This is a genomic window from Corynebacterium sp. LK31 (assembly GCF_014335015.1).
Classification (GTDB): Bacteria; Actinomycetota; Actinomycetes; order Mycobacteriales; family Mycobacteriaceae; genus Corynebacterium; species Corynebacterium jeikeium_D.
Genome location: NZ_PDGW01000023.1, coordinates 43,915 through 67,768 on the forward strand (window position 1 = coordinate 43,915; position 23,854 = coordinate 67,768).

General features: G+C 57.8%; 22 protein-coding genes. 9 read left to right on the forward strand and 13 right to left on the reverse strand.

What is annotated here, in order from left to right; genetic code table 11:
* Positions 1 to 229 precede the first annotated feature (229 nt).
* The 3 genes from CRD18_RS08510 to CRD18_RS08520 are packed head-to-tail and all read left to right on the forward strand — an operon-like array spanning position 230 to position 5,374.
* Positions 230 to 1,243, forward strand: coding sequence for a class C sortase (locus CRD18_RS08510; protein WP_242458697.1), 1,014 nt, complete (start codon positions 230 to 232; stop codon positions 1,241 to 1,243).
* Entirely contained in the window at positions 1,236 to 2,147 is a 912-nt protein-coding gene (locus CRD18_RS08515; protein WP_187406656.1) for a prealbumin-like fold domain-containing protein, read from the forward strand. Before CRD18_RS08510 ends, CRD18_RS08515 begins: the two co-directional genes overlap by 8 nt.
* On the forward strand, positions 2,147 to 5,374 hold the full coding sequence (locus tag CRD18_RS08520; protein WP_187406657.1) for a SpaA isopeptide-forming pilin-related protein: 3,228 nt from the start codon (positions 2,147 to 2,149) through the stop codon (positions 5,372 to 5,374). Before CRD18_RS08515 ends, CRD18_RS08520 begins: the two co-directional genes overlap by 1 nt.
* 107 nt (positions 5,375 to 5,481) lie before the next feature.
* On the opposite strand, the gene CRD18_RS08525 is transcribed toward CRD18_RS08520, so the two are convergent.
* Positions 5,482 to 6,114, reverse strand: a complete 633-nt coding sequence (locus CRD18_RS08525; protein WP_080969619.1) for a trypsin-like serine protease — start codon at positions 6,112 to 6,114, stop codon at positions 5,482 to 5,484.
* 812 nt (positions 6,115 to 6,926) lie between these two features.
* Between CRD18_RS08525 and CRD18_RS08530 the strand changes: the two genes are divergently transcribed.
* From CRD18_RS08530 to CRD18_RS08550, 5 genes are all read left to right on the forward strand, one after another.
* Entirely contained in the window at positions 6,927 to 7,454 is a 528-nt protein-coding gene (locus CRD18_RS08530; protein ID WP_016421902.1) for an Asp23/Gls24 family envelope stress response protein, read from the forward strand.
* A 65-nt stretch (positions 7,455 to 7,519) separates the two neighbouring features.
* On the forward strand, positions 7,520 to 7,717 hold the full coding sequence (locus CRD18_RS08535) for a hypothetical protein (RefSeq protein WP_005511694.1): 198 nt from the start codon (positions 7,520 to 7,522) through the stop codon (positions 7,715 to 7,717).
* On the forward strand, positions 7,714 to 8,769 hold the full coding sequence (locus CRD18_RS08540; RefSeq protein WP_187405067.1) for a hypothetical protein: 1,056 nt from the start codon (positions 7,714 to 7,716) through the stop codon (positions 8,767 to 8,769). The genes CRD18_RS08535 and CRD18_RS08540 overlap by 4 nt, the downstream gene beginning before the upstream one ends.
* On the forward strand, positions 8,756 to 9,211 hold the full coding sequence (locus tag CRD18_RS08545) for a hypothetical protein (RefSeq protein ID WP_049192916.1): 456 nt from the start codon (positions 8,756 to 8,758) through the stop codon (positions 9,209 to 9,211). The genes CRD18_RS08540 and CRD18_RS08545 overlap by 14 nt, the downstream gene beginning before the upstream one ends.
* Positions 9,208 to 9,759: a hypothetical protein gene (locus CRD18_RS08550; protein ID WP_049192917.1), complete on the forward strand. Its 552-nt coding sequence runs from the start codon at positions 9,208 to 9,210 to the stop codon at positions 9,757 to 9,759. Before CRD18_RS08545 ends, CRD18_RS08550 begins: the two co-directional genes overlap by 4 nt.
* Positions 9,760 to 9,818: 59 nt before the next feature.
* On the opposite strand, the gene CRD18_RS08555 is transcribed toward CRD18_RS08550, so the two are convergent.
* The 4 genes from CRD18_RS08555 to CRD18_RS08570 all read right to left on the reverse strand — a co-directional run bounded on the left by CRD18_RS08555 (position 9,819) and on the right by CRD18_RS08570 (position 13,755).
* Positions 9,819 to 10,403, reverse strand: coding sequence for an RNA polymerase sigma factor (locus CRD18_RS08555; protein ID WP_187406658.1), 585 nt, complete (start codon positions 10,401 to 10,403; stop codon positions 9,819 to 9,821).
* Between the two features lie 102 nt (positions 10,404 to 10,505).
* Positions 10,506 to 11,936, reverse strand: a complete 1,431-nt coding sequence (locus CRD18_RS08560; RefSeq protein ID WP_070841447.1) for an ABC transporter permease — start codon at positions 11,934 to 11,936, stop codon at positions 10,506 to 10,508.
* Positions 11,923 to 12,660, reverse strand: a complete 738-nt coding sequence (locus CRD18_RS08565; protein WP_069359045.1) for an ABC transporter ATP-binding protein — start codon at positions 12,658 to 12,660, stop codon at positions 11,923 to 11,925. Before CRD18_RS08565 ends, CRD18_RS08560 begins: the two co-directional genes overlap by 14 nt.
* A gap of 9 nt (positions 12,661 to 12,669) precedes the next feature.
* Positions 12,670 to 13,755: a hypothetical protein gene (locus CRD18_RS08570; RefSeq protein ID WP_070767446.1), complete on the reverse strand. Its 1,086-nt coding sequence runs from the start codon at positions 13,753 to 13,755 to the stop codon at positions 12,670 to 12,672.
* Between the two features lie 361 nt (positions 13,756 to 14,116).
* Between CRD18_RS08570 and CRD18_RS08575 the strand changes: the two genes are divergently transcribed.
* On the forward strand, positions 14,117 to 15,646 hold the full coding sequence (locus tag CRD18_RS08575) for a catalase (RefSeq protein WP_070549770.1): 1,530 nt from the start codon (positions 14,117 to 14,119) through the stop codon (positions 15,644 to 15,646).
* A gap of 224 nt (positions 15,647 to 15,870) precedes the next feature.
* Here CRD18_RS08575 and CRD18_RS08580 read toward each other — a convergent pair whose 3' ends face one another.
* From CRD18_RS08580 to CRD18_RS08615, 8 genes are all read right to left on the reverse strand, one after another.
* The gene (locus CRD18_RS08580; RefSeq protein WP_016421912.1) at positions 15,871 to 16,218 is read right to left on the reverse strand and encodes a hypothetical protein; all 348 of its coding nucleotides are present in this window, start codon (positions 16,216 to 16,218) and stop codon (positions 15,871 to 15,873) included.
* 140 nt (positions 16,219 to 16,358) lie between these two features.
* On the reverse strand, positions 16,359 to 16,667 hold the full coding sequence (locus CRD18_RS08585) for a hypothetical protein (protein WP_016421913.1): 309 nt from the start codon (positions 16,665 to 16,667) through the stop codon (positions 16,359 to 16,361).
* A 588-nt stretch (positions 16,668 to 17,255) separates the two neighbouring features.
* Complete coding sequence (locus CRD18_RS08590) at positions 17,256 to 17,597, reverse strand: monovalent cation/H(+) antiporter subunit G (protein ID WP_016421914.1); 342 nt, start codon at positions 17,595 to 17,597, stop codon at positions 17,256 to 17,258.
* Between the two features lie 24 nt (positions 17,598 to 17,621).
* On the reverse strand, positions 17,622 to 17,912 hold the full coding sequence (locus CRD18_RS08595; protein ID WP_005511667.1) for a monovalent cation/H+ antiporter complex subunit F: 291 nt from the start codon (positions 17,910 to 17,912) through the stop codon (positions 17,622 to 17,624).
* Positions 17,909 to 18,391, reverse strand: coding sequence for a Na+/H+ antiporter subunit E (locus CRD18_RS08600; RefSeq protein ID WP_016421915.1), 483 nt, complete (start codon positions 18,389 to 18,391; stop codon positions 17,909 to 17,911). Before CRD18_RS08600 ends, CRD18_RS08595 begins: the two co-directional genes overlap by 4 nt.
* Positions 18,391 to 19,932, reverse strand: coding sequence for a monovalent cation/H+ antiporter subunit D family protein (locus CRD18_RS08605; protein ID WP_070606935.1), 1,542 nt, complete (start codon positions 19,930 to 19,932; stop codon positions 18,391 to 18,393). Before CRD18_RS08605 ends, CRD18_RS08600 begins: the two co-directional genes overlap by 1 nt.
* 23 nt (positions 19,933 to 19,955) lie before the next feature.
* Positions 19,956 to 20,438 (reverse strand): sodium:proton antiporter, encoded by a 483-nt coding sequence (locus CRD18_RS08610; protein ID WP_070546318.1) that lies wholly within the window; start codon positions 20,436 to 20,438, stop codon positions 19,956 to 19,958.
* Positions 20,435 to 23,341: a DUF4040 family protein gene (locus CRD18_RS08615; RefSeq protein ID WP_370449396.1), complete on the reverse strand. Its 2,907-nt coding sequence runs from the start codon at positions 23,339 to 23,341 to the stop codon at positions 20,435 to 20,437. The genes CRD18_RS08610 and CRD18_RS08615 overlap by 4 nt, the downstream gene beginning before the upstream one ends.
* Positions 23,342 to 23,854 lie beyond the last annotated feature (513 nt).

The following is a 23,854-nucleotide window of genomic DNA, read 5'->3' on the forward strand; positions in this document are numbered from 1 at the left end:
AAAGGCTCGGTCACTGGAGCTCTTTAGCTCCAGTGTTGCGGGAATAGCGTGCGTTCAACAGCGCACGCCATTCCTGTAGTTTGCGCATCACTGAAATTACTGTTGCGGCCTTTCGATGTGCTCTTTTTCAACAGCAGGCATTCCCATGCCGGTGAGAAAGAGAAAGGCCACATCCCTTTTTGATTGACTTCTTGGGAGTTCCTCCGTGGGTAAACACTCTGCGTCGACTCTGACGCGGGACGCATCAGCTGAGCAGCCTAATCAGCCTGAGCAGGCGAAAAAGAACAGCATGGTTCTCCCCGCAATTCTGGTGATTGTGGGTTTACTTGTGATGCTGTACCCGGTTGTCTCCACGGCATTGAATAACTACGGCACCTCTAAGGCGGCCAAAGAGTTCGCCAAGCTGGAGAAGTCCGTACCCCAAGAAGTTAAAGATGAACAGTGGGAGCGTGCTCATTCTTACAATGAGCGCCACACCACCGGCCCGATTCTGGACCCGTGGCTTAACGAAATTAATGACCACAACCCTGAGTACGCCGCTTATCTCGATCAGCTAAACGCTACCGACGTGATGGCGCGTCTAATCTTCCCAGAGATTAAGGCCGACCTGCCGATCTACCACGGCACCAGCGATGAGGTGCTCGCTAAGGGGCTCGGACACCTATACGGATCCGATCTTCCAGTCGGCGGTGTTGGAACCCACTCCATCATTACCGGTCATACCGGACTTACTAACGTAACGCTCTTCGATAACCTGCGGAAAGCAAAAGAGGGAGACGCCTTCTATATCCAGGTCGCAGGTCACAAGCTGAAGTACGAGATTGATCAAATCAAGGTTGTACTTCCGCATGAGACCGATGATCTTCGTCCCATTGAAGGCCAGGACTACATCACCCTCATCACTTGCACTCCTTACGGAATCAACACGCACCGTCTGCTAGTGCGTGGGCACCAAGTGCCGATGGATCCGTCGGAAAGCAATGTCTTCGACCAAACGCACGGAGCTGGATGGCAGTGGTGGATGTACGCCCTGCTCGTAGCGGTGTTTGTGCTTGGCACAGGCTTTGCGTGGTGGCTCTGGCGCCAACGCCTCGACGCCGACGAAGAGCTTGACGACGACGCCGAGAACGCGGACGTCGAGACTGCTGATGGCGACGCAGACAGCGATGAACTCGCTGACGGCAGCGAATCAGCGTCCGAGGATAATAACAACACTTCGTGGTGGGAAAACGACAATGAATAAATATTTGACATCCACCTGGAACCGGATAGCTGCGTTCTTAGCTGCCTGCGCTCTGGTTGCAGTGATGGGTGCAATCGGCGCGAATGACGCCAACGCGGCCAGGATTGTTGGACGCGTGGACGCTCCGGGCGTTTCAGCAACGAGCGGCACTGACATTGTGCGAATTACCTTGAGCCCAGGAAACCCGGACGATGATAATTCGTCGGCATCGGGCTCTATTTCTGGCGTGACCATTCATCTGGAACGTCTCAAGGGAATCTCGCCGGCGAGCCAGCAGGACCGCGAGAAGGTGGAAAACGCCACCGCAGCTGAGCTTGCCGAGTGGCCGAAAGACCTCCACTTCAGCCAGGTCACTGACGAAAACGGCTCTGTTAAATTCAGTGACCTGCCGGAGGGTATTTACCTTGTGACCTCGACGGCTCCGAACGACAGTTATCGGGAGATCAACCCCTTCTTGGTATCGGTGCCTTTCTATGGCGCGGACTATGACTCCACTCCTGTAGAGGGAGTCATTGTGGCGAAGTCGCACAAGCCGGGGGAGACACCACCACCGTCGACGCCTCCGACCACTCCGCCGAAGACCCCTCCGACAACACCACCTGGAACTCCGCCGACTACGCCGGGCACATCGACCCCGCCGAAGACTCCTCCGACCACTCCGGGTGAACCGGGAACCTCGACGACCACTTCGACTACCTCCACGCCACCTGATGAGCCTGGTACCTCGACGCCTTCGGGCTCGTCGGGTTCATCCTCAAGCTCGGGAAGTAGCGGAGGATCCGGCTCCTTGGCGCTCACCGGTGTGCAGGTAGCAGGCCTGGTAGCTGCCGCTGCAGCACTAATCGGCGGAGGATTCGTCATTATCGCCGCTAGCAAGAAGAACTCAGAAAGTGGGAAGAACTAATGTTTTCGACAACATTCCGCTTGCCGGATTCAATGCGAACTACGCTTCGCATGTTCTTGGCCGCTTTGCTAGCGGTAGCTCTCGTTGTCAGCGGTCAGGCGTTTGCGCCCAATGCGCCACAGGCACAGGCGCAGACGGAGGTTATTCCGACGTCTCCGCCGAAGCATGAGTTTAACAAGATTAAGGTGCAGCCCAATCCGGGCGATGCAAAATTTGAGTTCACTATTGATAGCGACGCGACGATTGACAGTCTTCAGTTCAATGTTGGTGGATCAGAGTGGCTTAAGGGATATGAGCTAAGTATTAATGGCAGGACGATTCCGTCTCAGTTCGCCCCAAATATAGGGTCTGGTGCATCGAAAAAGGCACCGTTTGAAATTGTGCACAGCGGATTGAATCAAACGGTGAAAGCGGGCGATAAGATTAACTTAGTATTGAACTACAACAGTTCGACAGCAACTGGCAGCGTATCCGTCACCCTTCGCGGTACTCCCGACGGCTCTACTGAGCCCACCGGCCCAAGTGAGCCAACTGACCCGACGGAGCCTACCCAGCCGACAGAGCCAACTGAGCCCACCGAGCCCACCGAGCCGGAGAATCCGGAGCCAGAACCAGGAACGGTAACTCCTGCGGATCCGACCCTTGTTGATCCCGCGACTGCACCGGAGTGCGTGGAGAAGGCGTACATCAATATCCCGGACACCAAGGGTGTTGATTACTACCTCAACGCAGAGAAGAAGCCGGCTGGCCGGCACGTCTACGAGCAGAACAAGCCGGGTACAGTCAAGGTCACTGCAATGGCACAGTCGGGGTTTAAGCTTGCTCCGAACGCGCGTACCGAGTGGACTTTCAATCTAAGTGGTGAAGTTAAAGACTGCTCAAATTCTTCTGAAGATCCCAAGCCACCGGCTGTCGAAGGGCGTCACTTTGATGCCATCGGCCACGAGTTTGCAGTTAAAGCTGACCCAGTAGATCCGAAGAAGCCTAATGCCTTTACGGCTAAGGTGACTGAGGAATCTCACATGAAGTACGCAACCGTGCGTATCGAGACTGACGCGACCTTCTTGGATCCGCAGAAGTACAACCTCACTCTGGACCAGATTGAGCCAGGCGTAACTCTGCAGAAACGCAACGTCAATATTGGCAACGGCTTCATCACCATGGACGTTGTTCCGGTAAAGGATGGTAAGCCGGTTGACTCTGCCCTTGTACCGAAGGATGCGGTATTCACTTTCACTAATAATCTTTCGCAGAACAAGAATTTGAAGGTCACCCTCGATGTGTATGGAGAGAAAAAGGACGAGCCAAAACCACCGGAGATTATCTCGCCACCAGATGGAGCCAAATGGGTGCATGGGCGAGTCCCTAACCCGCCGATGCCACAGCGTTGTGGTCTGCGTATTGCTGTAGTAGCAGACCTTTCGACATCGCTCCGTTACGCAGATACTGATGGTTTCGAAGCATCTAAAAAGGCCGCGAATGCATTTATCGATTCCCTGCAGGGCACTCCAGCCGAGCTCGGCATCTATAACTTCGCAAGTGACGGTCCGGCTAATCAGGCTGGAACGACACACGGTCAGAACCCACCATATATTTCAATGCTGTCGGAGCAGGGCGTCCAGCGAGCAAAGGACGTAGTTAAGAACTGGAGCTATAACGCAAATAACAGTGCTACGAACTGGGAAGCGGGCCTGAAGCAGGTCAAGGATAACGACTACGACGTGGTGTACTTCATCACTGATGGTATGCCCACGACCTCCTCGACAATCAAGAGCAAGGGCATCGGTGGTGAATTCGTTCAGGCTAGTGCTCTCAACGACGCAATCAAAGCATCCAACGAACTCAAAGCTGCCGGTACCCGTGTTGTGCCGCTCATGGTCGACCTGACTCTTGGCGGGCGAAGCAGCCAACGCCCCGTTGTAACGAATGATCTGGTGCTCAAAGACGCCAAGCGCATTGGCTGGCAAGCAGATCCGGGACAAGCCCCAGGCCTCTACTACAAAATTCGAAGTGATCACCCGAAGGCTTCGCACGCCAATTACATCAACACCGACACCATGGCGAATCTGAAAATGGCGTACGACGCGGCAGGCAACCAGGCCCTGCAGGTGTTTGAACGGATGCCTAATGGGAGGTTAAACACAGTTACTTCGGACATGTCTAGGTGGACCTACGGTACGCGTGATGTCAAGACCATGGGCGAGGATATCTCGGGCACTGATGACACGGTGAGGGTGTCTAACTACAGCAAGCTTGCCGAACAGATGAAAACAATCGCCCAAGACGTAACCACACGATGCAACGGTGTAGTGAAGGTCAAGAAGAGGATTGTCGATGAAAACGGCAAGGTTCTCGAAGACGGTGCCCCTGGTTGGGAGTTCACACTGTCCGCAAATAACAATGTCATCGGTTCTGGTAATGGCCCGCTGGTTCATCAGTCGATGAAGGTAACCTCCGGTTCTGAATCCGACAAGGGTACTGCATCGTGGAACATTGAAAGCGAGCGTGAGCAGTCGCTGGTTCTGACTGAAACACAGAAGCAGGGCTTCACTTTGTTCCGCCGCGGTGACACCTTGGATTCCACCGGTGACTTCAACGCCGTATGTACTCAAACCCGCGACGGGAAAACCTCACCTCTCAAGGTGGAAAATGTGGGCGAGTTCGGTTTCCGCGTAAAGATGTCGGAATCCAATAAGGTCCTGTCTTCCGTCTCCTGTGTCGTCGATAACTACGAAGCGCCGGACACCAAGCCGGGCAAGCTGACCTTGGAAAAGGCGGAGTACGTCGATGGTGAGGGAGTCAAGATTCTACCGGGACTTGGTGGTGCAACCTTCGATATCTACCCCTCGGCTGGTGGGCAGCCGGATTACAGTGGAGGACCGGTCTACACCATCACGCCTGCTCAGAAGTCAATTGAAATCACTGAAACTGGCACTTTCTACCTTGTAGAAACGATGGCACCGGCAGGACTTAGCCTGCTGCCAGAGCCAGTAGCTTTTGAAATCTCAATTGACCAGGAGACCAAGGAGTACACCGTCTCAGTGGTAGGTGGCAGCAGCCCGCTTATCAAGGCCGAAGGCTCCGGCGAACTCATGATCATGCAGGTGACCGACACCAAGACCGGTAAGCTGCCAAAGACCGGCGGAAACGGAGTTCTTCTCTGGACACTGTTTGGTGCGGTAGTCGCAAGCTGCGGTTGGTTCTGGACTCGCCGCCAGCAGTCCTAATAACAAGAATGGGTTCTGTGCAGTCGCCTGCACAGAACCCATTGGGCAGCACAAAGAACAAGACTCGCGTCCCACCCATCAGGAAGCCCTACGCAAACAAAGCCCTTTTACCAGGGTGAGTTAGCGGTGATATAGGAACCAAGCTGCTGCCCGTTCCCATCGATGATGTTCCAGGTAGTCGATACAACGCCGACAGCGCCTTTTTCCGGAACCCATACAGGGCCACCGGAATCGCCTCGTTGAGCGTGTACGTTCTGAACCTGTAGAGCGTTGTCCTCGATTTGGTATGCCTCGCGATCAGCGGCTAAACCGCAGGAAACTCTCCCCGTAGTGTTTCCGTATATGCAGACTGTCTCGCCAGTTTGAACATCTGTGGGGGATAGAGTCGAATCGCCTGAATACGAATTCTCACCGGCAGTAGCGGGGTCATCAAGCGAGACAACTCCAATGTCGTTTCCTGTATCTAGTGAATGGTCATAGGTGGGAGACGGTTGGAATACTCCAATTTTCTGAAAGGTCCCATCCGTCACTGTGTCTCCGTCTTGTCCACAATGACCTGCAGTGTAGATTTGCGAATTGGTTTTGTCGACATAGCCGGCTGTACAGACACTAGCCTGTGGTCCATTAGCGTGAACGATGACAACTGGATCGCCTTGGTTGATGGTGGCCGCGTAGGCCGGTAGTCCGGTTGTAGCGGTGATAACGGCAGTGACAGTGAAAATCCATGAAGGTCTATTCATGGGGAAATCTGCTCCTCAGTGAGTTGGTCGGTGGCGGCCCAAAAACTGGTTGTGGCGTTTTCAGGTCGCGCATTGAAAAGCATTTCCTCAGGCTGTGGTTCCTAGAGGGCGAATACGAACGCGCAAAGTAAGCGTCCAATCATCCCAAAGATGCGTAAAAACAAAGCTAATCTCGTCGAAAAAGATGGAACGTATGCGTGTCGGGCAGTTCATATACCCGTTTCGTATCGCGAATATAAGGAAATATATAAACCTATCAGTTAAGACAGAACCTACGCTCAAGTGATCAATCATGTGCGGTAGCGTTCTAAAAATGGGGTAGAAGAAAGGCCAACGCCCATTGGGGAGTGGGGCTAAACAGCTGCAGAGTTGCCGCTGGCGCTGTCGCCGTCGTCAAGCGCGGCAACCAAATCGCGGTGCGCACGAGTTCCGATCGTGGTCGGCATTAACACACCGCTGAAACGTGGAATCGCGCTGCGAGTTGCCACTCGTTATACAAAGTTGTCGAATTTGTTAGCAAACGGCTGGCACGTGGGGTTCGTTCGTGATGCCAGAACGGGAAATGAGAGGTCATATCCTGCCGTCAAGCAGGGATAATCTAGAAATTACAGAGCTCTCCGTGATGCCGGGGAAGAAGGGTACATCAAGTCTGTAATCCAGTTTTCTAAGAGCCTTTCATAACGAAATCCCTGCTGGAGGGGCTCTCTCGCAGTCATGTACTCCTAGTCGCACTGCAGGTTTCCTGTGGCGGCTATAGCATCGGCATTGTCCAGACATTTCGTCTACAACACTGAGAACAGGAACGGCACATCATGGCTGACAACGCAAAGAACACTGCTAAGAACACCCCGGCAACTCAGGCTGGCTCGGACTCCGCGAATAAGGGAACCGGCCACGGCCACACTTCTATCGACGACAGCGTCGTCTCCAAGATTGCCGGTATCGCTACCCGCGAGGTCTCCGGTGTCTATGACCTTGGCGGCGGCATGGATCGCTTCGCTGGCTCCGTCCGTGAGTTTGTTTCCGGCGGCAGCGCCAACGTATCCCAGGGAATTGCTGTTGAGGTCGGCGAGCGTCAGGCTGCAGTCGACGTCACCATCATTGCCGAGTACGGCGTTGCCATCCACGAGCTGGCTGAGGCTATCCGTCAGAACGTCATTAGCTCCGTTGAGCGTATGACCGGCCTCGAGGTCACTGAAGTCAATGTCGATGTTTCCGATGTCCACACCGACTACCAGACCCCGCAGGAGCGCGAAGAAGAGGCCGCTAAGCAGCGCGAAGAGCAGCGCAAGGCCATCGCGGCTGCTAACGAGCCCAAGGAACAGCCACGCGTCCAGTAGTTGACAACTATTGCGCGTCGGAGCAGGGCAAGATGGGTAGTTAGGCCCGTATAAAGGGGAATTTCATGTTCGATAATTACACAAAGACCTTCGCGACGATTGCCGTTGTCCTGTGCTTCGCCGCAATGATTGGTGGTTTCACGGGTTTTCTTGCGGTTATTGCCTTCGGAGGTCTGGCCGGTGCAGCCGGTGCGGTACTCGATGGCAAAATCGATGCGCCCGAACTCAACCGTAAGTTCAACCGAGGAGGCCGCCGACGGTGACTATCCACGTTCCAGCAACGCGTGGCACCACCGTCGTAAGCGAAAAGGCAATCCGCCGCATCGTAGAGATGGCCGTGCGCGCGGTTCCCGGCACCCTCGACCAATCCCGTGTGCTCGGGCGCGACTATCCAATTGTCTCTATCGATAGTGAGATTGCCCCTAGTTCTGCCACGACCAATGCCGTTAGTGCAGTTCGAGTCGCAGTTCGCGCCGTTGCATCATGGCCGGCGCCGACAGCGGAAATTGCGGTGCGCATTCGGTCCAGCGTTGCCGCCTGGCTCGCTGATATGGCCGGTCTTGAAAATGTCACCGTCGATGTTGACATCGACAGCGTCGAACCCGGGCACGTGCGTGTCACCAGAGAGGACTTGGCGCACTTTTCGGATCACCCCCAGCTGACACCTGTCCGGGTGAATCAGCAGGTAGTAGCCGCCCCGCAGGTGCGGTGGGTCCCAGAAGTGCAGTCCATCGCTGTACCGACACCGCAGCCAGTGCGCAGTATTTCAGTACCGCAGCCACAGTCAGTGCGCAGCATTACTCCAGTGGCACCGCAGCCGGTACGCAGCATTACTCCGCCGCGTCCAGAACGAGTACGCAGTGTCCCAGCGCCTGCTCCACAACCGGTGCGCTTCATCACGCCGCCGAAGCCGCAACCAGCCCGACGCATTGTTGCACCACCGCCGCTGCCAGTGACTCGCACCTCGGCACCGAAGCCGGTACCGGTGCGTCGCACACCAACTCCACGGCCAATACAACTGCGAAAAGTCGCAGCACCAAAGCAGACGTCCTTGGTACAGGTGAGTGTCCCCCGGCAACCAAAGCTGCGTCCGGTACGAGTGCCGTCGCCACGCACAATTAGCGTTAAGACGCCACGACCAGCGCTACTGCGGCCGGTTAAAGCGCCGCGTCCAACCCGGTTGAAACAAGTTCGCGCACCGCGACAGGAGCAGCTGCGCCCGGTATCCGTGCCACAACCACGTACCGTGGTGGTAAGCACGCCAGAGCCGCGCCCACTGAAAAAGATTGAGGTGACACCCTATGACGCCGACTGAGAGGTCATCGGCCGCGGTGGTCTCGGACGAGTCAGTCGAAACTCGCCAGGGACGTGACCCGCGTCAATCACCAAAGGTCCGCGGGCTGGGAGTTTTCGCCGGTCTGTTGATGATTGCAGCGGCCATAGTCGCAGGTAGAGAAGCAATCATTAGCGCCAATAGCTCAGGTGACACCTCATGGTTACAACCGGTATTCGACTGGTTCAGCAACCCACAGGGCTCAGCCGCGTCATGGGTGTTGCTCCTCGTCGGAATCCTCGCTGCAATCTATGGGCTGGGGCAGCTCATCGCGGTGTTTCTTCCCGCCCCGCGCCGGTATGTACGCGTCGATGACGATGGCAACCTGCCAGTGTGGATGCATAAGTCTGACTACCAAGAAATCCAGAATGGCACGGCACTTGCTTCCGGAACTCACGGCGGATACGAAGGTGATGACAAGTGAAAACATCAGTAAGCGTATTCGACCGAATTGTGTTGTTCCTCTTCTCAGCGCTGTTACTACTGGTAGCAACATGGGCGATTGCTAGCTACCTCGATGTCGCTCCTGCACAGTGGCTTCATGACACCGGGCGGATGGAATCCTGGGGAAAACTACCTGAGCAAAGCTGGTATGTTCCCGTCCTCGGTGTAATCACAGCGATTCTAGCGGTGGTCGGCTGCAGCCTGGTGGTCGCTAATCTGCGATCGCACCGGTTCAGCACGGTCGCCGCATCGGAATCACAGGAAAAGTTAGGAGAGATTTCGCTGCCGGTCGCCGATGTTGCCGATGCGGTGTGCACCGATCTAGAGCGCAACGCCCACATCAACCAGGCGGATTCACGGGTCTACCGGGATAATGGAATACCCACCTTGGAAGTGACTGTGGCAATGCCACCGCAGGCGAGCCTCCCCGCCGTTGTAGCTGCCCTGAAAAACGCGGAGCGTGAAATGCGTGATGCCCTCGGCCATGCGGATATCGCCTCGACCTACAAAATCGAACTGGACCGTTAGTTAGCCTCGCGGGAGAGACAACCTACAACGGCTAGCTACGTCCCCTGGACGGAGCGGGTCTAAACAGCTGCAGAGTCGCCGTTGACACTGTCGCCGTCGTCAAGCGCGGCAACCAGATCGTGGCGTGCACGGGCGACACGGGAGCGAATAGTGCCCACGCGACAACCTGCGATTTCCGCGGCCTCCGCGTAGGAGTAACCCAGCACCTGCGTCAGAATGAGTGCCTCGCGGCGTTCCTCCGGCAGCTGCTCCAGCAGCACGCGGGCGTCAGCGAGCTCTGACCACGACTCGCCAGTCGTAAACTGCTCGGCAGCGTTTTCTACTTCCACCGCAGACTTCTTCGGGCGCGCCGAATCATGGCGGACCGAATCCACCCACACGCGCCGGGCCAGCGACAACAGCCAGGTGCGGGCAGAAGAACGCGCCGCAAAACGGGGAAGTGCCCCCATGACACGCAGATACGTCTCCTGCGTTAAATCATCCGCAGCATCAACGCCGCCGAGATGTGCGACCAGACGCCACACGTCCTTCTGCGTCAGCCGCACGAACTCCGTCAGCGCAGCCTGATCACCGCGACCGGCTTTCAGCGCCAGCTGCGTGATGTATTCGTCATTAGAGACGAGGCGTGCGGGAGTCATGGACATAGCTTAGCAACTTAAAACCTAAAGATAATTCGCCTGGCTGCACGTGGCCTCACCTGCAAAAAGCAGGCGGCGACGCAGCCAGGCGAACTAGGGGCTGAAATGCTAGAAGCGGATGGCGTCGATGGGCTTGACGCGGACGGCAATAGTGGCCGGGATGATACCTGCCAGTGCGCCCACAAGTGTCGCGACCAGCACGCCGATCACAGCGGCCGTGACGGGGTAGGCCACGGCGCCGGTCTCCAGCGGCAACGCCAGCATCTTATCCAGCGGCAGCTGCTTGACCGTGATGATCGAGGCAATCACGCCAACCACGCCCGCCACCGTCGTGGCGACGATCGACTCCAGGAACACAGAGATAAAAATCCTGCCTGCCGACGCGCCCATTGCGCGACGAATACCAATCTCACGAACGCGGTGACCGATGGTGACAATCGAGACCGTGAGCAGCCCCAATGCGCCAAGCGCAATCACAATGCCACCGATAATGCCCAGCGCAGTGGTGATGGTGTTATTCATTTCCTGGGAAATCTGCGTGTCCTTCTCCGACAGGGAGGTATTCACCTTCCAGCTGGGGCCGAGCTCCGCCTGGAAAATGTTGTGCAGCGCCTTCTGGTTCTCCTTCGCGGATTCTTCAGGCGTCGCGACGAGAAGTTGCGGCTCACCCACCTGTCCTTCGTAGCCGGCGTTGAGGAAGGAATCGTAGTGCGTGACAATGCTCGGGGCGTCCCATGAACCCAGAGACTTATACACTCCCACCACGGTGAAGGTGGTGTTACCCGTTTCCTTCAACCTGAAGGTTGGATGGTCGGCTAGCGCTGGGTTGCCCAGACTTTCGTAGAACTGGTCGTTGACCACCACGGGGTTCATCAAGCGCTGGCCATCGGCATCTTCCAAACGACGTCCCTGCACGATGGTGCGGGCGTAGATATCGAACCAACCGGGGTCAGCGGCGATCAGCTCGGGAGTACCTGGCGAAAAACACTCGTAATCATCCGGAGCGCAGTCATCCATATTTTGCTCGGGTGTCGCTGGCTGCATGCGAACTCGGGACCACAAGTTGGCATGGGTGGTCTTCACCAGGCGATGCGTGGCAGTGGAAAAGGCGTCATTGATAGACCCGTCCGGGTTGAGGACGCTCAAATCGTCCGGACCGTTTCCGCCGGTGCCCTCGCCGCCGAAGCTTCCAAAGCTATCGGCCATTGTGCCGGCGCTGCCGTCGCCGAAGCCGCTGTCGCCGAAGTTACTGCCTTCCTCGGAATCGGAGCTACCCGCTCCGGCAGTCAAAGTGACCGTTCCGGCGACACCCGTGCTCTGTGCGGTGACCGCATCCTGAGAGCTGGTGAGAATATTGCCAAGTGCAATAACCGTGGTCATCGCCCACACTGCGGCAGCCACACTGACCAGCGACAGCATGATGCGGCCACGGTTAATGCGCAGCTCATGCCACGCCTCCAGCAGAGCGCCGAGATAAGGCGTTGCTGCATAGAGGAAGGAAGGCCGTGACTTCGATTCGGTTTCATTATTCGTCGTCATCAGCAGCCTCCTCGGAGCCTTGCATAGCGTTGGCAGCAGATAGTAGGACGGAGTCGGCGTGCAACTGACCGTCGCGAAGCTCAAGCACCCGATCGCCGCGCTCGGCGACCTCTAAATCGTGTGTGATCAGAATCAATGCGGCGTTGTTTTCCGCCGCGACTTCTTCGAGCAAATTCATGACGATCTTGCCGGTGTCGACATCGAGCGCACCGGTGGGCTCATCGGCAAGAATGAGTTGCGGTTGGCGTACGAGCGCGCGGGCAATAGCCACACGCTGCTGTTCACCACCGGAAAGCTGGGAAGGCGTGGCCTCTAGGCGATCGCCCAGGCCGACGCGCTCCAGCATCGCGGCGGCGAGCTCGGTGCGATTCCAGAACTTCTCACCTCGGTCGTACATCAGCGGAACCTCGACGTTTTCCAGCGTGGTGCGGGAGGGGAAGAGGTTGAACTGCTGGAAGACGAATCCCAAATTATCGCCACGAAGTGCAGCGCGTTTCCTGTCCGACAAAGTGGAAATATCAGTGCCGTCGAACGTGTACGTGCCAGAATCCGGCAAATCGAGCATGCCAATGATGTTCAGCAGCGTTGACTTACCCGAACCGGACTGGCCGACAATGCTGAGGTGCTCACCGCGTGGCACGTCGAGGTCGATGCCTTTCAAAATAGGCAGCTCCTCGCCATTGGGGAGCGTCACTGTTCGAGTGACTGCGGTCAAACTAAGCATGGCGCGGGCCTACTTTTCAGAGCCAGCGTCATCGCCGGACTCATCGAAGCCAGTGTCGCTGCCATCACCAGTGCCGTCGCCGGCGGACTCGTCCTTGTAGGAAGGCACGTACTCCAAGACCTGCTGGCCTTCCTTCAGGCCGCGCTTGATCTCAATGAAAGTGCCATCGTTGGCGCCCAGCTCAACCTTGATCTTTGTGGGCTTGCCGCCATCCTTAGCTGGAGCGTAGACGACACCTTCGCGGAAGCGTCCCTCCACTGCGGTCACCGGTAGTGCCGGGACCTCCGAGGTGGTGCCACTGCCAAGAATCAGCGTGGCAGGAACACCTTCGTAGACGGTCTGATCTGCGGGAATATCGCAGCGTAGCTGTGGGCCGCCCGAGGAATTTCCAGCAGCGGCGGCGCCCATGCCAGCGCCATCCCCGGCGCCAGTGTTCTGCGAGCCCGCGCTACTTCCCGTGACGGTCTTCACCGAATCGCACAAAAACGGTGCCGGGCCATCGGTGATAGCGAGGCGGCCATTGTTAATCGAGTCTCCCAGCGTGTACAGCTGGCTCGGCTTAATAGGTGCTACGGCGTGGAAGCTGTTCGGCGAAATCGTGCCAATCTCCTGGCCGATCTCAACCGTCTGGCCGATGACGATATCCCACTGCACAGTGCCAGAAGCCTTAGCGGTGATGTTTCCCCAAGTCACGGTAGTTTCGGGTGCGGCGGCTGCGGCGTTTTCTTCATCGGAATCCGCGCCGCCGGAGGTGCTGGCAGTCTCAGATACCGAGGTCTTCTTCACCTGAAGCAGGTTTTGCCCCTCTACGGCGTTGCCGCCGCTGTTGACATAGGCGTCAGTGATTTCACCGGAAGCGTTGGCGCGGATCACGGTGGGCTCGTCCGGGACGATGGTGGCAGACAGCTTCTGCGTGTTATTGATCCGCTGAGGGGATAGCTCCGTGGTGGGCTGGGAGAAATCACCGGTTGCTTGCGCATAGTCCTCGTCGTTAGCGGGGAAGAATGCGATCTTGAGAAGCGCAACGGTCGCCAGCAACGCCAGCGTGTACTTGAAGACTGTGAGCGCTTTTGCGCCCCTCCCTTGTTTTTTCATGTCTGCAGAAGTATCCGATCAGAATCCAAATTGACAGCGTGGTACGCGTGAAATCCTACCCTTAACCCCCGTGGGCAGTGGTAGTGCTGGCTATACCTTTTATTCAGTGCTGATAGGTATTGCATGAAAGCGCGGTAAGTGCTTTTCGACGGCCATCGCGTGTGGTTTTCGCGGAGGGAATTTTGCCCTTTTTAGGGCCGAGTGTTTGCGGCTGATACAGCGAACCTAATCGGACTAATAATTAAGGCCACATATCAATCGCGGGAGACTAATAGGAAAAATATGAAACTTCGTGTAGGGTGGAAAACGTCAGGGCATGTTGTGACTGCCATCTAGCCCCTGTCTTTAGGAGGAAATCCCCATGTCCAATCTCTATGAAGGTTCCAATGGTCCGACCACTCGCCTCAACGGTGCGCCGGTTCCTACAGAGCAGCACTCGCTAACCAATGGCCCACAGGGAGGTATTAACCTCCACGACATCCACCTGCTGGAAAAGCTCGCGCACTTCAACCGTGAGCGCATTCCGGAGCGCGTTGTTCACGCTAAGGGTGCAGGTGCTTTCGGTGAACTGACCATCACCGAGGATGTCTCCAAGTACACCAAGGCTGCAGTATTCCAGCCGAACACGGTCACGCCGATGCTGGCGCGATTCTCCACTGTCGCAGGTGAGCAGGGCTCCCCGGATGGCTGGCGTGACGTGCGCGGCTTTGCACTGAAGTTCTACACCGAAGAGGGCAACCTCGATATCGTGGGCAACAACACGCCAGTGTTCTTCATCCGCGATGGCATTAAGTTCCCGGACTTCATCCACTCTCAGAAGCGCCTGCCGGACACAGGTTTGCGCGACGCCAATATGCAGTGGGATTTCTGGACTGCCTCTCCGGAGTCCGCTCACCAGGTCACTTACTTGATGGGTGACCGCGGTATTCCGAAGGACTTCCGTCATATGGATGGCTTCGGTTCTCACACCTATCAGTGGATTAACGCTGAAGGGGAGCGTTTTTGGGTTAAGTACCACTTTAAGACTCGCCAGGGCTGGGAGTTCCTGACGGATGATGAAGCCGCCGAGCTGGTTGGCGAAAACACCGACCACGCTCGCCAGGATCTCTTCGAGGCGATTGAGCGCGGCGACTACCCAACCTGGGACGTCAAGGTGCAGATCATGCCTTACGACGAGGCCGCCAGCTACAAGGTGAACCCGTTCGACCTGACCAAGACCTGGTCTCAGAAGGACTACCCGCTGATTCCGGTCGGCCACTTCACTCTGAACCGCAATCCGGGCAACTTCTTTGCTGAGGTTGAGCAGGCCGCTTTCGCACCGTCGAATACGGTCCCGGGTGTCGGCTTCTCGCCGGACAAGATGCTGCTGGCGCGTGTGTTCTCCTACGCTGATGCGCACCGCTACCGCCTTGGCGTCAACAGCGATCAGCTGCCGGTGAACCAGTCTCGCTGCCCAGTGAATTCCTTCTCGCAGGATGGTGCGGCCACGTACTACTACTCGGATCCGAAGCTGCCGGTTCACGGCTCCAACGCCACCGCTCGCGGCCCGGAGGCCGATACTGAGGCTGCGGCTAAGGCCGCTGGTTGCCCAGTGCGCTCCGGTCACGCCGGCCAGGTCGATGCTGGTGCCTTTGGTCAGTGGGAGAGCGTGGGCGAAGAGTTCTACGCTGGCGCCTACGTGCAGCACCCTGAGGATGATGACTTCTCGCAGCCAGGCGACCTTGTTCGCAACGTGATGGACGATGCCGAGCGCGATCGCTTGGCAAACAACATCGTCGGTGCCATGCAGGGTGTTTCCCCAGAGGTGGAGCAGCGTGTCTACCAGTACTGGACCAACGTTGATTCCTGGCTCGGTGCCGAGGTGGAAAAGCGCTTTAAGGCAACGAAGTAAAGCAACCGCGTAGGGCTGTGCAGTAAAACCGCAGAGTAGAGCTGCACAGTCACGCGGTAGATCAAAGTAAATAGAAAAGCGTTAGCCCTGCAAATGGTTGAACCATCTGCAGGGCTAACGCTTTATTTAAAACTTCTGTCTGTGCATGACAGCCACGGCTTTGTGGTTGCCTGCACGCCGGCCCGGTTTGGGCGGCTAAGGAACAACCCTAAGTGTGAGCTGTTTTAGGCACCGATGCCCGGCAGGCTCGGGGAGCCGTTGAAAAGCGACTTCGGAGCAGCTGCAGCCTCGTCGGCTTCTTCGGCGGACTCGGACACCTCTCGACCCTGTTCGGCAGCGTCGGAGACACTATCAGCCTCAACGCCGGAGACGTGGGTGGAGTTGTCGTTGTGGGTGGACTGATCGTTCGTGATGTTGATGTCCATGAAGTCGCGGCCGAACGGAGCGTTCCAGTCACCGGTTTCCAGGAGGGTCAGGTCACCATCGATGGTCGGGTTAATCTCGAAGGTGACGTTGACGGTCGGGCCGGAAGGCATTGCTTCCAGAACCTCAACGATAGGAGTGACGTCCATTTTTGGTGTTCCTTTTAGACAGTAACGAAATGAAGAATATCGGTTTTAACTGAACAATAAACCGCAGTCTTTTTTAGAGACTGGCGGTTTATTGTGTCAAGGATTGGCGGAGCTATTGTCCTGCCATGAAGCCCAGGAGCTTACTTGGCGCCGATGCCAGAGATGCTCGGGTTCAGGAAGTCGAACTTACGCTGGTCGGACTTGTCGACGGTGGTCTCCGGGTTCAGGAAGTCGGAAACCTCGACGTCGTGGGAGTCGTGGGTGGAGTGGTCGTCGGTGACGGAGATGTCCAGGAAGTCGTTACCGAACGGCAGGTTCAGGTCGCCACCGACGTTAGCGAAGTTGACGTCGTTGCCAGCCAGCTGCTCGAAAGCCGGCAGCGGGCTCTCGACGGTGACGGCCGGAAGGGCTTCGAGGATGGTTGCGATATCTTCTGCGGAGCAGGACATGAGAAAATCCTTAGGTTCTCGGGGGTAAAGATTTTGAGTCGCTCTTGGCTGACTCACAGAAATTAAGTTAACCGATGGGGCAAGGGGCTGCAATGAAAAAATAAGTGCCTCGATCCGCTTTCGGTCGGTTGCGTCCCTCAAAGCTCGCTCAAATTCGCCTAAAAACATTGGAAAGAGGGCGGTTTTGTGGTGTCTGTGACGACTCCGGCCTCTGCCTGAATATCGGATGACAAAAGCGTTGTTTTCTTAAAATTTACCGGGATTGCATTGATTGTTTTGTTCTTGGTGTCACAAAGGTGCAGGCAAACGGCAAATTCATCACAAATGATAACTAAGGGTTCCCTAAGTAAGGGAAACCAAAGTTTAGTAAATGGCAAAAACTGCCACTCAATTTAGGGGCATAAGCGGGGTTAACGAGCGGGCCATAGCCCATGAGAGGTACATCACATTGTGGGAGGCCAAAAGTGTGGGGAAATATACCCCCTTTTGGGTAGGCCGGGTGGCCTAAAGGGGGTGTCGGAGCGCGCTGAGGGGTCGCTGTGAAACTGGCCGCTAACGGTGTGTTCAGGACGTTTCCCGCGCCGCTAGCTACCGCTCCGGGACGTAGTCCTCAGCGGAGCCGTCACGGGCACCCAGCACCGCGCGTCCAAGTACTTCGGAGGCGACGGTAGCGACGACCAGGACAGCAACAATGGCCAGAATGGCGGTGAGGGTTTTGCCCCACGTCAGATCGCCCTGGTCGGCCTCTAAGACCAAGTTGGCAATCACCAGCGCGGGGATGCCCACCATGATTCCGGCGGAAAGTTGGTTCAACCGGCTCAGGGCATCTTTAGAGCGCCACATGGCCACGCCCGCCAGGAGCAGGTACAGAGATCCGCCAATGACCAGCACGGCAAACAAGATAGTTACAAGGATTGAAGCGATACTCATAGTGCGATTCGTCCTTAATCGGTCTTAGCGGCGGCCACGGGAAATAACTCGGGCCAGGCCCACGGTCGACAAAATGCCAAGCAAGCCCGCCAGCATTGCAATATCGAAAGTAATGGCTGTAGTCCGCAGCATGGCAGTTGTGAGGAACACTCCCACCATGGGGTAGAAGGCGGCGTCGGAAAGCACTGCGCGTGAGACATTGCCCTTGACCCGGAAGATCAGCACCACGCCCACAAGCAGCGCCACTGAACACAGAGCAATGCCAATGCCGCTAATTACCTGTACTGCGGTGGGATCGATCAATGTGTCATTCATGAGCGTGCTCCTTTGTCTTCGCCATTGGAGGCAATGCCATCCGGCAGTGGCAGACCATGGTCGACCTCAGCGGCAACACCGACGACGGCATCCGGGTCAATGAACTGGTCTGCGTTGTATTCCTCGAAGACAAATGCCTTCGGGCGGGGGACATCGCGGAGGCGGGGGACGAGGTGCTCCTCCATGTCGTAGAGGGAGTCGTACAGCGCGTCCAGGTCGGCACCGAAGATCGCGTGGATGATAAACAACCGTCCCGCATCGGTTTCACGGACGCCGCAGACCAGCGTGCCCGGGGTCATGGTGATGGACTCGGCAAAGAGAGTGACCTCAAGGTCAGACTTCACACGCAGCGGCAGTCCAATGAGCACCGGCTGCTGCTTCTGGTTCGGGCGCAGAGTATCGAGCACCACGTCCGTCGCAGCTACAACAACCTGCCAGACCAGCCAGAGGGAATAGCGGATAACGTGTAGAAACTTCATCAGTAAATACCTCCGATGGCGTTTTCAACTCCGCCGAGTGTGGCCTCGCGGTAGCCATCAATATTCAGCAGCGCATCGGCCGCGCCGGTGGTCGCCCAAGTGACGGCGCCGACCGCGACGAACATGGCCACGGAAACAATTGCCAGCATGGCGGACGGCGCAACCAGCGTTCCCGGAACACGAACCGAATCATCCACGCCCTGCATGGGTCGGCCCCAGAAGACCGCGCGCCACAGGCGAATCATGGCCAGCAGCGAGCCCAGTGAGGCAACGATGATTGCGGTGATCGCAACAATCGAGCGAGCATCGCCAGTGGCGGCAGAGGCAAAGACAATGCCCACCTTGCCCCACACGCCGGAAAACGGTGGGAAGCCCACAATGGAGAAGCTCATTGCCGCCATCACCCAGGCAACCGCTTGGTCGCGGCGAGCAAGCCCCGAAAGCCTAGAGAGCGTACCCGTACCGTAGGTCTCTTCCACCGCGCCGGAGCCCAGAATGAGGGCGCCGACAGTCACCATGTGGTGGATTGCGTAGAAAATACCCGCAGCCAGGGCAGCCTTGGCGCCGCCCCCGTCGTTAGCATCCGTGAACGCCAGCACAATCAGAATGAACGGCATACCCGTGACCATCTGGTAGGCCAGCACCTCACGCATGGTGTTCTCCGCAAGCCCAGCAAACGCGCCGACCAGCATCGAGATCGCCATGATGATAATGATCGGCCAGTGCCAGGAGGGATTCATGCCCACAATCACGACGTAAATGCGGAAGAGCATGTACACCGCAACCTTCGTGTGCACCGCAGAGAACAGTGCCATCACCGCAGGGCTTGTCGACGGGTACGTCCTCGGCAGCCATGTGTGCGCCGGAACCAAACCAGCCTTCACACACAGCGCAATGATGACAATGCCCAGCGCGACCACACCCGTGCCGCCGGGGCCGCCCTCGCTGGCCATGTCGGCCAGCATTGCGATGTTCACATTGCCCGCCGAGCCGTAAATCAGCGCGACACCAATCAGCAGCACCGTGGAGGTCAAGAGGTTGACCAGCACGAAGTTACGGCCAGCAGCCAGGCGGTGCCAGGTACCGGTTACCGCGATCAGGCCATAGGACGGCAGCAGCATGACCTCCATGAACACGAAGAAGTTGAACAAATCGGCAGTCAGGAAAGCACCCGACATACCGGACAACATCATCAGCGTCAGGGAGGGGAAGAACCGCGAAGTGTTTTCGCCCGCGACGTGGGCGAACCAGTTACCGATGGCAACCACAGCCGCGGCCACACCCAGCATCAGCATGGAGAACGTGTCCGCCAAGAAAGGAATCGAGATACCACCGGGGAACGCGCCCACACCGTGGCCGACCGGGCCGTTGTCAGCGACGTAGAACATCACCCAAAACGCAGCCAGCGACGACAGTGCCGGAACGGCGATGCCCATCGTCGCGCGCATCCACAGCTTCGGCAGAATGGCTGCGACCGCCGACAGAATCAGCGGCAGTGCCGCAAACAGCGGCAGTAGCGAAGACAGAGTTGAAGGGGACATTGCAGAGGTCATTGCAGAGGCTTCTACCATTTCTCGTCACCGCCGAATGTGGTCTCGCGCGGGAACTTATTCGGAGCCGAAGAGACCCCTGGGGTGCCGGTGACCGTGGAATCCGAGTCCGACGGAATGTGCTTACCCGCACGACGACCAGCCGTCGACAGCTGTCGCATAGCCTCGCGGTCCTCATGGATACGAGTGTCGTCATCGCGGCCCAAACCAGACAGAGCCAGCATGAACGCGGTGACGGCCATGGTAATCACGATGGCCGTCAGCACGAATGCCTGCGGCAGCGGGTCAGCCATCTGCTCGGCAGCGCCAGCGCCCGCAGTGGTCTCGTTGCCCAGCAGCGGTTCGCCGCGCCAGGCGCCGACACCCGTGGACAAAATAATCAGGTTGGCGGCATGGGAAATCAGAGTCATACCGATGATGGTGCGCAGCATGCCGCGCTGTAGCACCAGGTACGTGCCACCGCCTGCGAGGACGGCAGCCATGATGGCGATAATCACTTCTTGGCCTCCTCAACGGTGGCATGAGCTGGGGCGGGGGCTGGAGCGCTCTCCGCTTCTGAGGCGAACACGCCCATCTCCGGCGGCACCCGCAAGCTTGAGCGGTCTGAGTAGAGATCCTGCATCACATCGTCCGACCCGGTCACACCAGGACGGTTCGGGCCGCCCAGGAGATTCAGCGCGGTTGCCACAATGCCGATGACGGCCAGGTACACGCCGACGTCGAAAAGCAATGCCGTGGTGAGGTGCTGACCCAGGAACTCGCCGTACAGCGGTGCCAAGAACGACCCCTTGGCGAAACCGATGAAGCCCGTGCCGATAGCCGTGATGACACCCGCAGCGCTGAGCACTGCCGGGATCTTCTCGCCAAAGACCAGCTCGTCGCGGTCCTTGGACAGGTAAATCAGCATGACGGCAGCGGCGCCAATCAGCGCCGCGTTGAAGCCGCCGCCCGGAGCGGTACCGCCGCGGTAGAGAACCACAGCGGACAGGGCGAACAGAAGCGGAGCCAACCAGCGGACCAGCCAACGCATCATGATGGAGTTCAGAGCGGGCTCCGCAAGCGGGGAAGGCTGATCGAGCAGGTGCGGGAAGCGAGGCATAGACGTGACAACCGCCGCCATCGCGACACCCGCCATACCGAGAACCGCCAGCTCACCCATGGTATCGAAAGCACGGAACTCAACCAGGATCACGTTGACAATGTTGGTCTCGCCCGTGACCTTCTCAGTGTTATCGATGTACCACTGCGCGACCTCAGGCATCTGACGACGGCCAGTGAGGAACCACACCGCGCCGAACGTAGCCAAGCCCACGGCAACTGCCACAACCGCCGCCGAGGCACGGCGGTTCTTCGAGGTCTCAGAGAACGCACGCGGCTGGAAGCGCAGCACCAGCATCATCAGCACGACAGTCAGGATTTCCACCATGAACTGCGTCAATGCCACATCCGGTGCGCCCAGCAGGAGAATCTGCAGCGTGACACCAACACCGGTGACGCCGAGCAGCACAGCCGCCTGCAAACGGTTCTTCGCCCGAAGCGTGGCCCACACGCCAATCACGACAACAACCAGCGGAATCAGATCGGTCAGGTGATCGATGCCGTCGATCTTCGGCAGCACCGGAGCGCCCCCGACACCCGGAGCGATTGCAATAACCAGGGCGTACACCGCGAGCAAACCAAGCAGCGGCAACAGGTGACGCGATGGCTGATGCGAACGCGCCACCTTGCCCATCGCGCGCCCCACACGCTGCGAGACGCTCAGCGACGCGTTGATTGCCTCCACACCAGTGAACGGGAAGAGCTTGCGGTCTGCCATGACGGCGCCTACGCGGGCACGAGTGAAGATGAAGCCCACGCCGACAGCCAGCACAACCACAGAGATGATCAGCGGCACATTCACGCCGTGCCACAGGCTCAAGTGCGATTCCTGAGTCGTGCCAGCCGGAAGCTGACCGACCGTATCGGCCACGCGGTCCAGCGGGCGGTTCAAAATAGCGCCGGCAGCGAAGGCGGCTGGAAGGCTAAGCACGCCAGGGATGGCAGCCGGGAGCCACAGCGAAATTGGAGCCTCAGTGATGTGGTCCACGTTGCGCGGACCATCCACAAATGCACCGAACACCAAACGTGCCGAGTACGCGAAAGTACCAATCGCACCAATCGCCGCCACCGTCAGCAGAATGACGACACCGGTGTTGCTGAGCGGCGCACCTTCGAATGCGGTCAGCATGCCTTCCTTCGACATGAAGCCGAAGAACGGCGGAATTGCCGCCATCGATGCCGCACCGAAAATCATCGAGCCAAAGCTCCACGGCATCTGCTTCCACAGCGGACCGAGGCGACGAATATCGCGCGTGCCTGCCTGGTGATCAACCACACCAGCCATCATGAACAGCGAAGACTTAAACATCGCGTGCGCAATGGTGTGCACAACCGCAGCCATAATCGCGAACTTCGTGCCCACACCAATCGTGGCGACAATCCAACCCAACTGCGAGACCGTCGAGTACGCAATCAGCTTCTTCAGGTCAGTCTGCTGCAGCGCAAAGTAGGCCGTGGCAACAGCCGTCCACATACCCATGACGATCAGCAGCAACTGCCACACGCGCACGTCCGCGAAGACCGTGGAAAAACGCATCAGCAGGTAAACGCCTGCCTTGACGACGGCCGCAGCGTGCAAGAAAGCCGAGACGGGAGTTGCCGCCGCCATGGCCTCTGGAAGCCAGGCGTGGAAGGGGAACTGAGCTGCCTTCGTGAAAGCGCCCAGGGCCACCAGCGCGGCAATGAGGCTGCGCGCTGCCGGGTTGGCCTCCCACTCAGGCGAAGCCAAAACCTCGGTGAGATTCGTGGAACCGGTTAGCCACACCGCACCGCCGAGGGCGGCCAGAAGCAGCAGGCCACCGGTGAAGGTCAGCAGGAGTGTGCGCAACGAGCCCAGCTCGCCCGACGAGCCCGACCTCGCAATGAGCAGGAACGACGCCATCGAGACCAGTTCCCACCCGATGAAGAGGAGCATGATGTCGTCGGCAAGCACGAGGAGCAAAACCGCCAGCATGAACGCCGTCATCAGGACGTAGAAGCTCATCGCGGATTTCTTCGGCGGCAAATACGCGGTGGAGTAGATGAAGACTATCGAGCCCACCAACAGCGCCAAGAAGCTGAACACCATGGAGAGGGGATCGAGCTTCAGCGCAAACGCCGCGTTCAGTTCCGGGGACCAGACGCGGGACCAGGTGAAGGTGGTGCCGTCGAGAATATCGCCCGTTACACGCGAAAGCTGGACCACCGACGCGAGAAAAAACGCGACGATGGGCCAGCCTGCGTGACGACCAAGGAGCTTCACAAACAGCGGGGTCAGCGCCAGGGCAACCGCGACCAGCAGCGGGACCGAAAGGAGGGTCAGGCTGTCGGCGGAGGCTTGGGCGGCTTGAGCTGCTTGGGTGGCTTGAGCTGCTTGGGCTGCGAGCGTTGTCGCGTGCTCTGCGGAGCTGCTTGCTTGGGCGGTAATAGTTGCCGGGGCAGAAAGAACGGAATCTAAAGAATTCAATGTTGCCGATACGCCGCCGGACGCAAACTCAGAAGCCAATGTCTGGTCTGGTGGTGCGGTCGCCGACGGCGGACTGGCTGTAAAGGAGCTGGCTGATGCCAGAGCTGCTGCCAGGTGCGTCACTTGGGGGCTACTTTCGCATTGCTGTTAAAAAAAGTTCGTACTTCTACAGACTAACAGCCACGAAATTGCTCTACTCGGGGTGAAAGGGGCATTTGGGGGAGCGGGGAAAGTCTCTGTGGATCCAGTAGTGAAAATACATAGGAACGAGTGATGAACGGGGCGTCGGTGGGAGTTACTGACTGCGTTTATGTCTGGTGACGTTGGATTGATCCGAGTTACTGACTAGGTTTATGACAAAAATGGCCC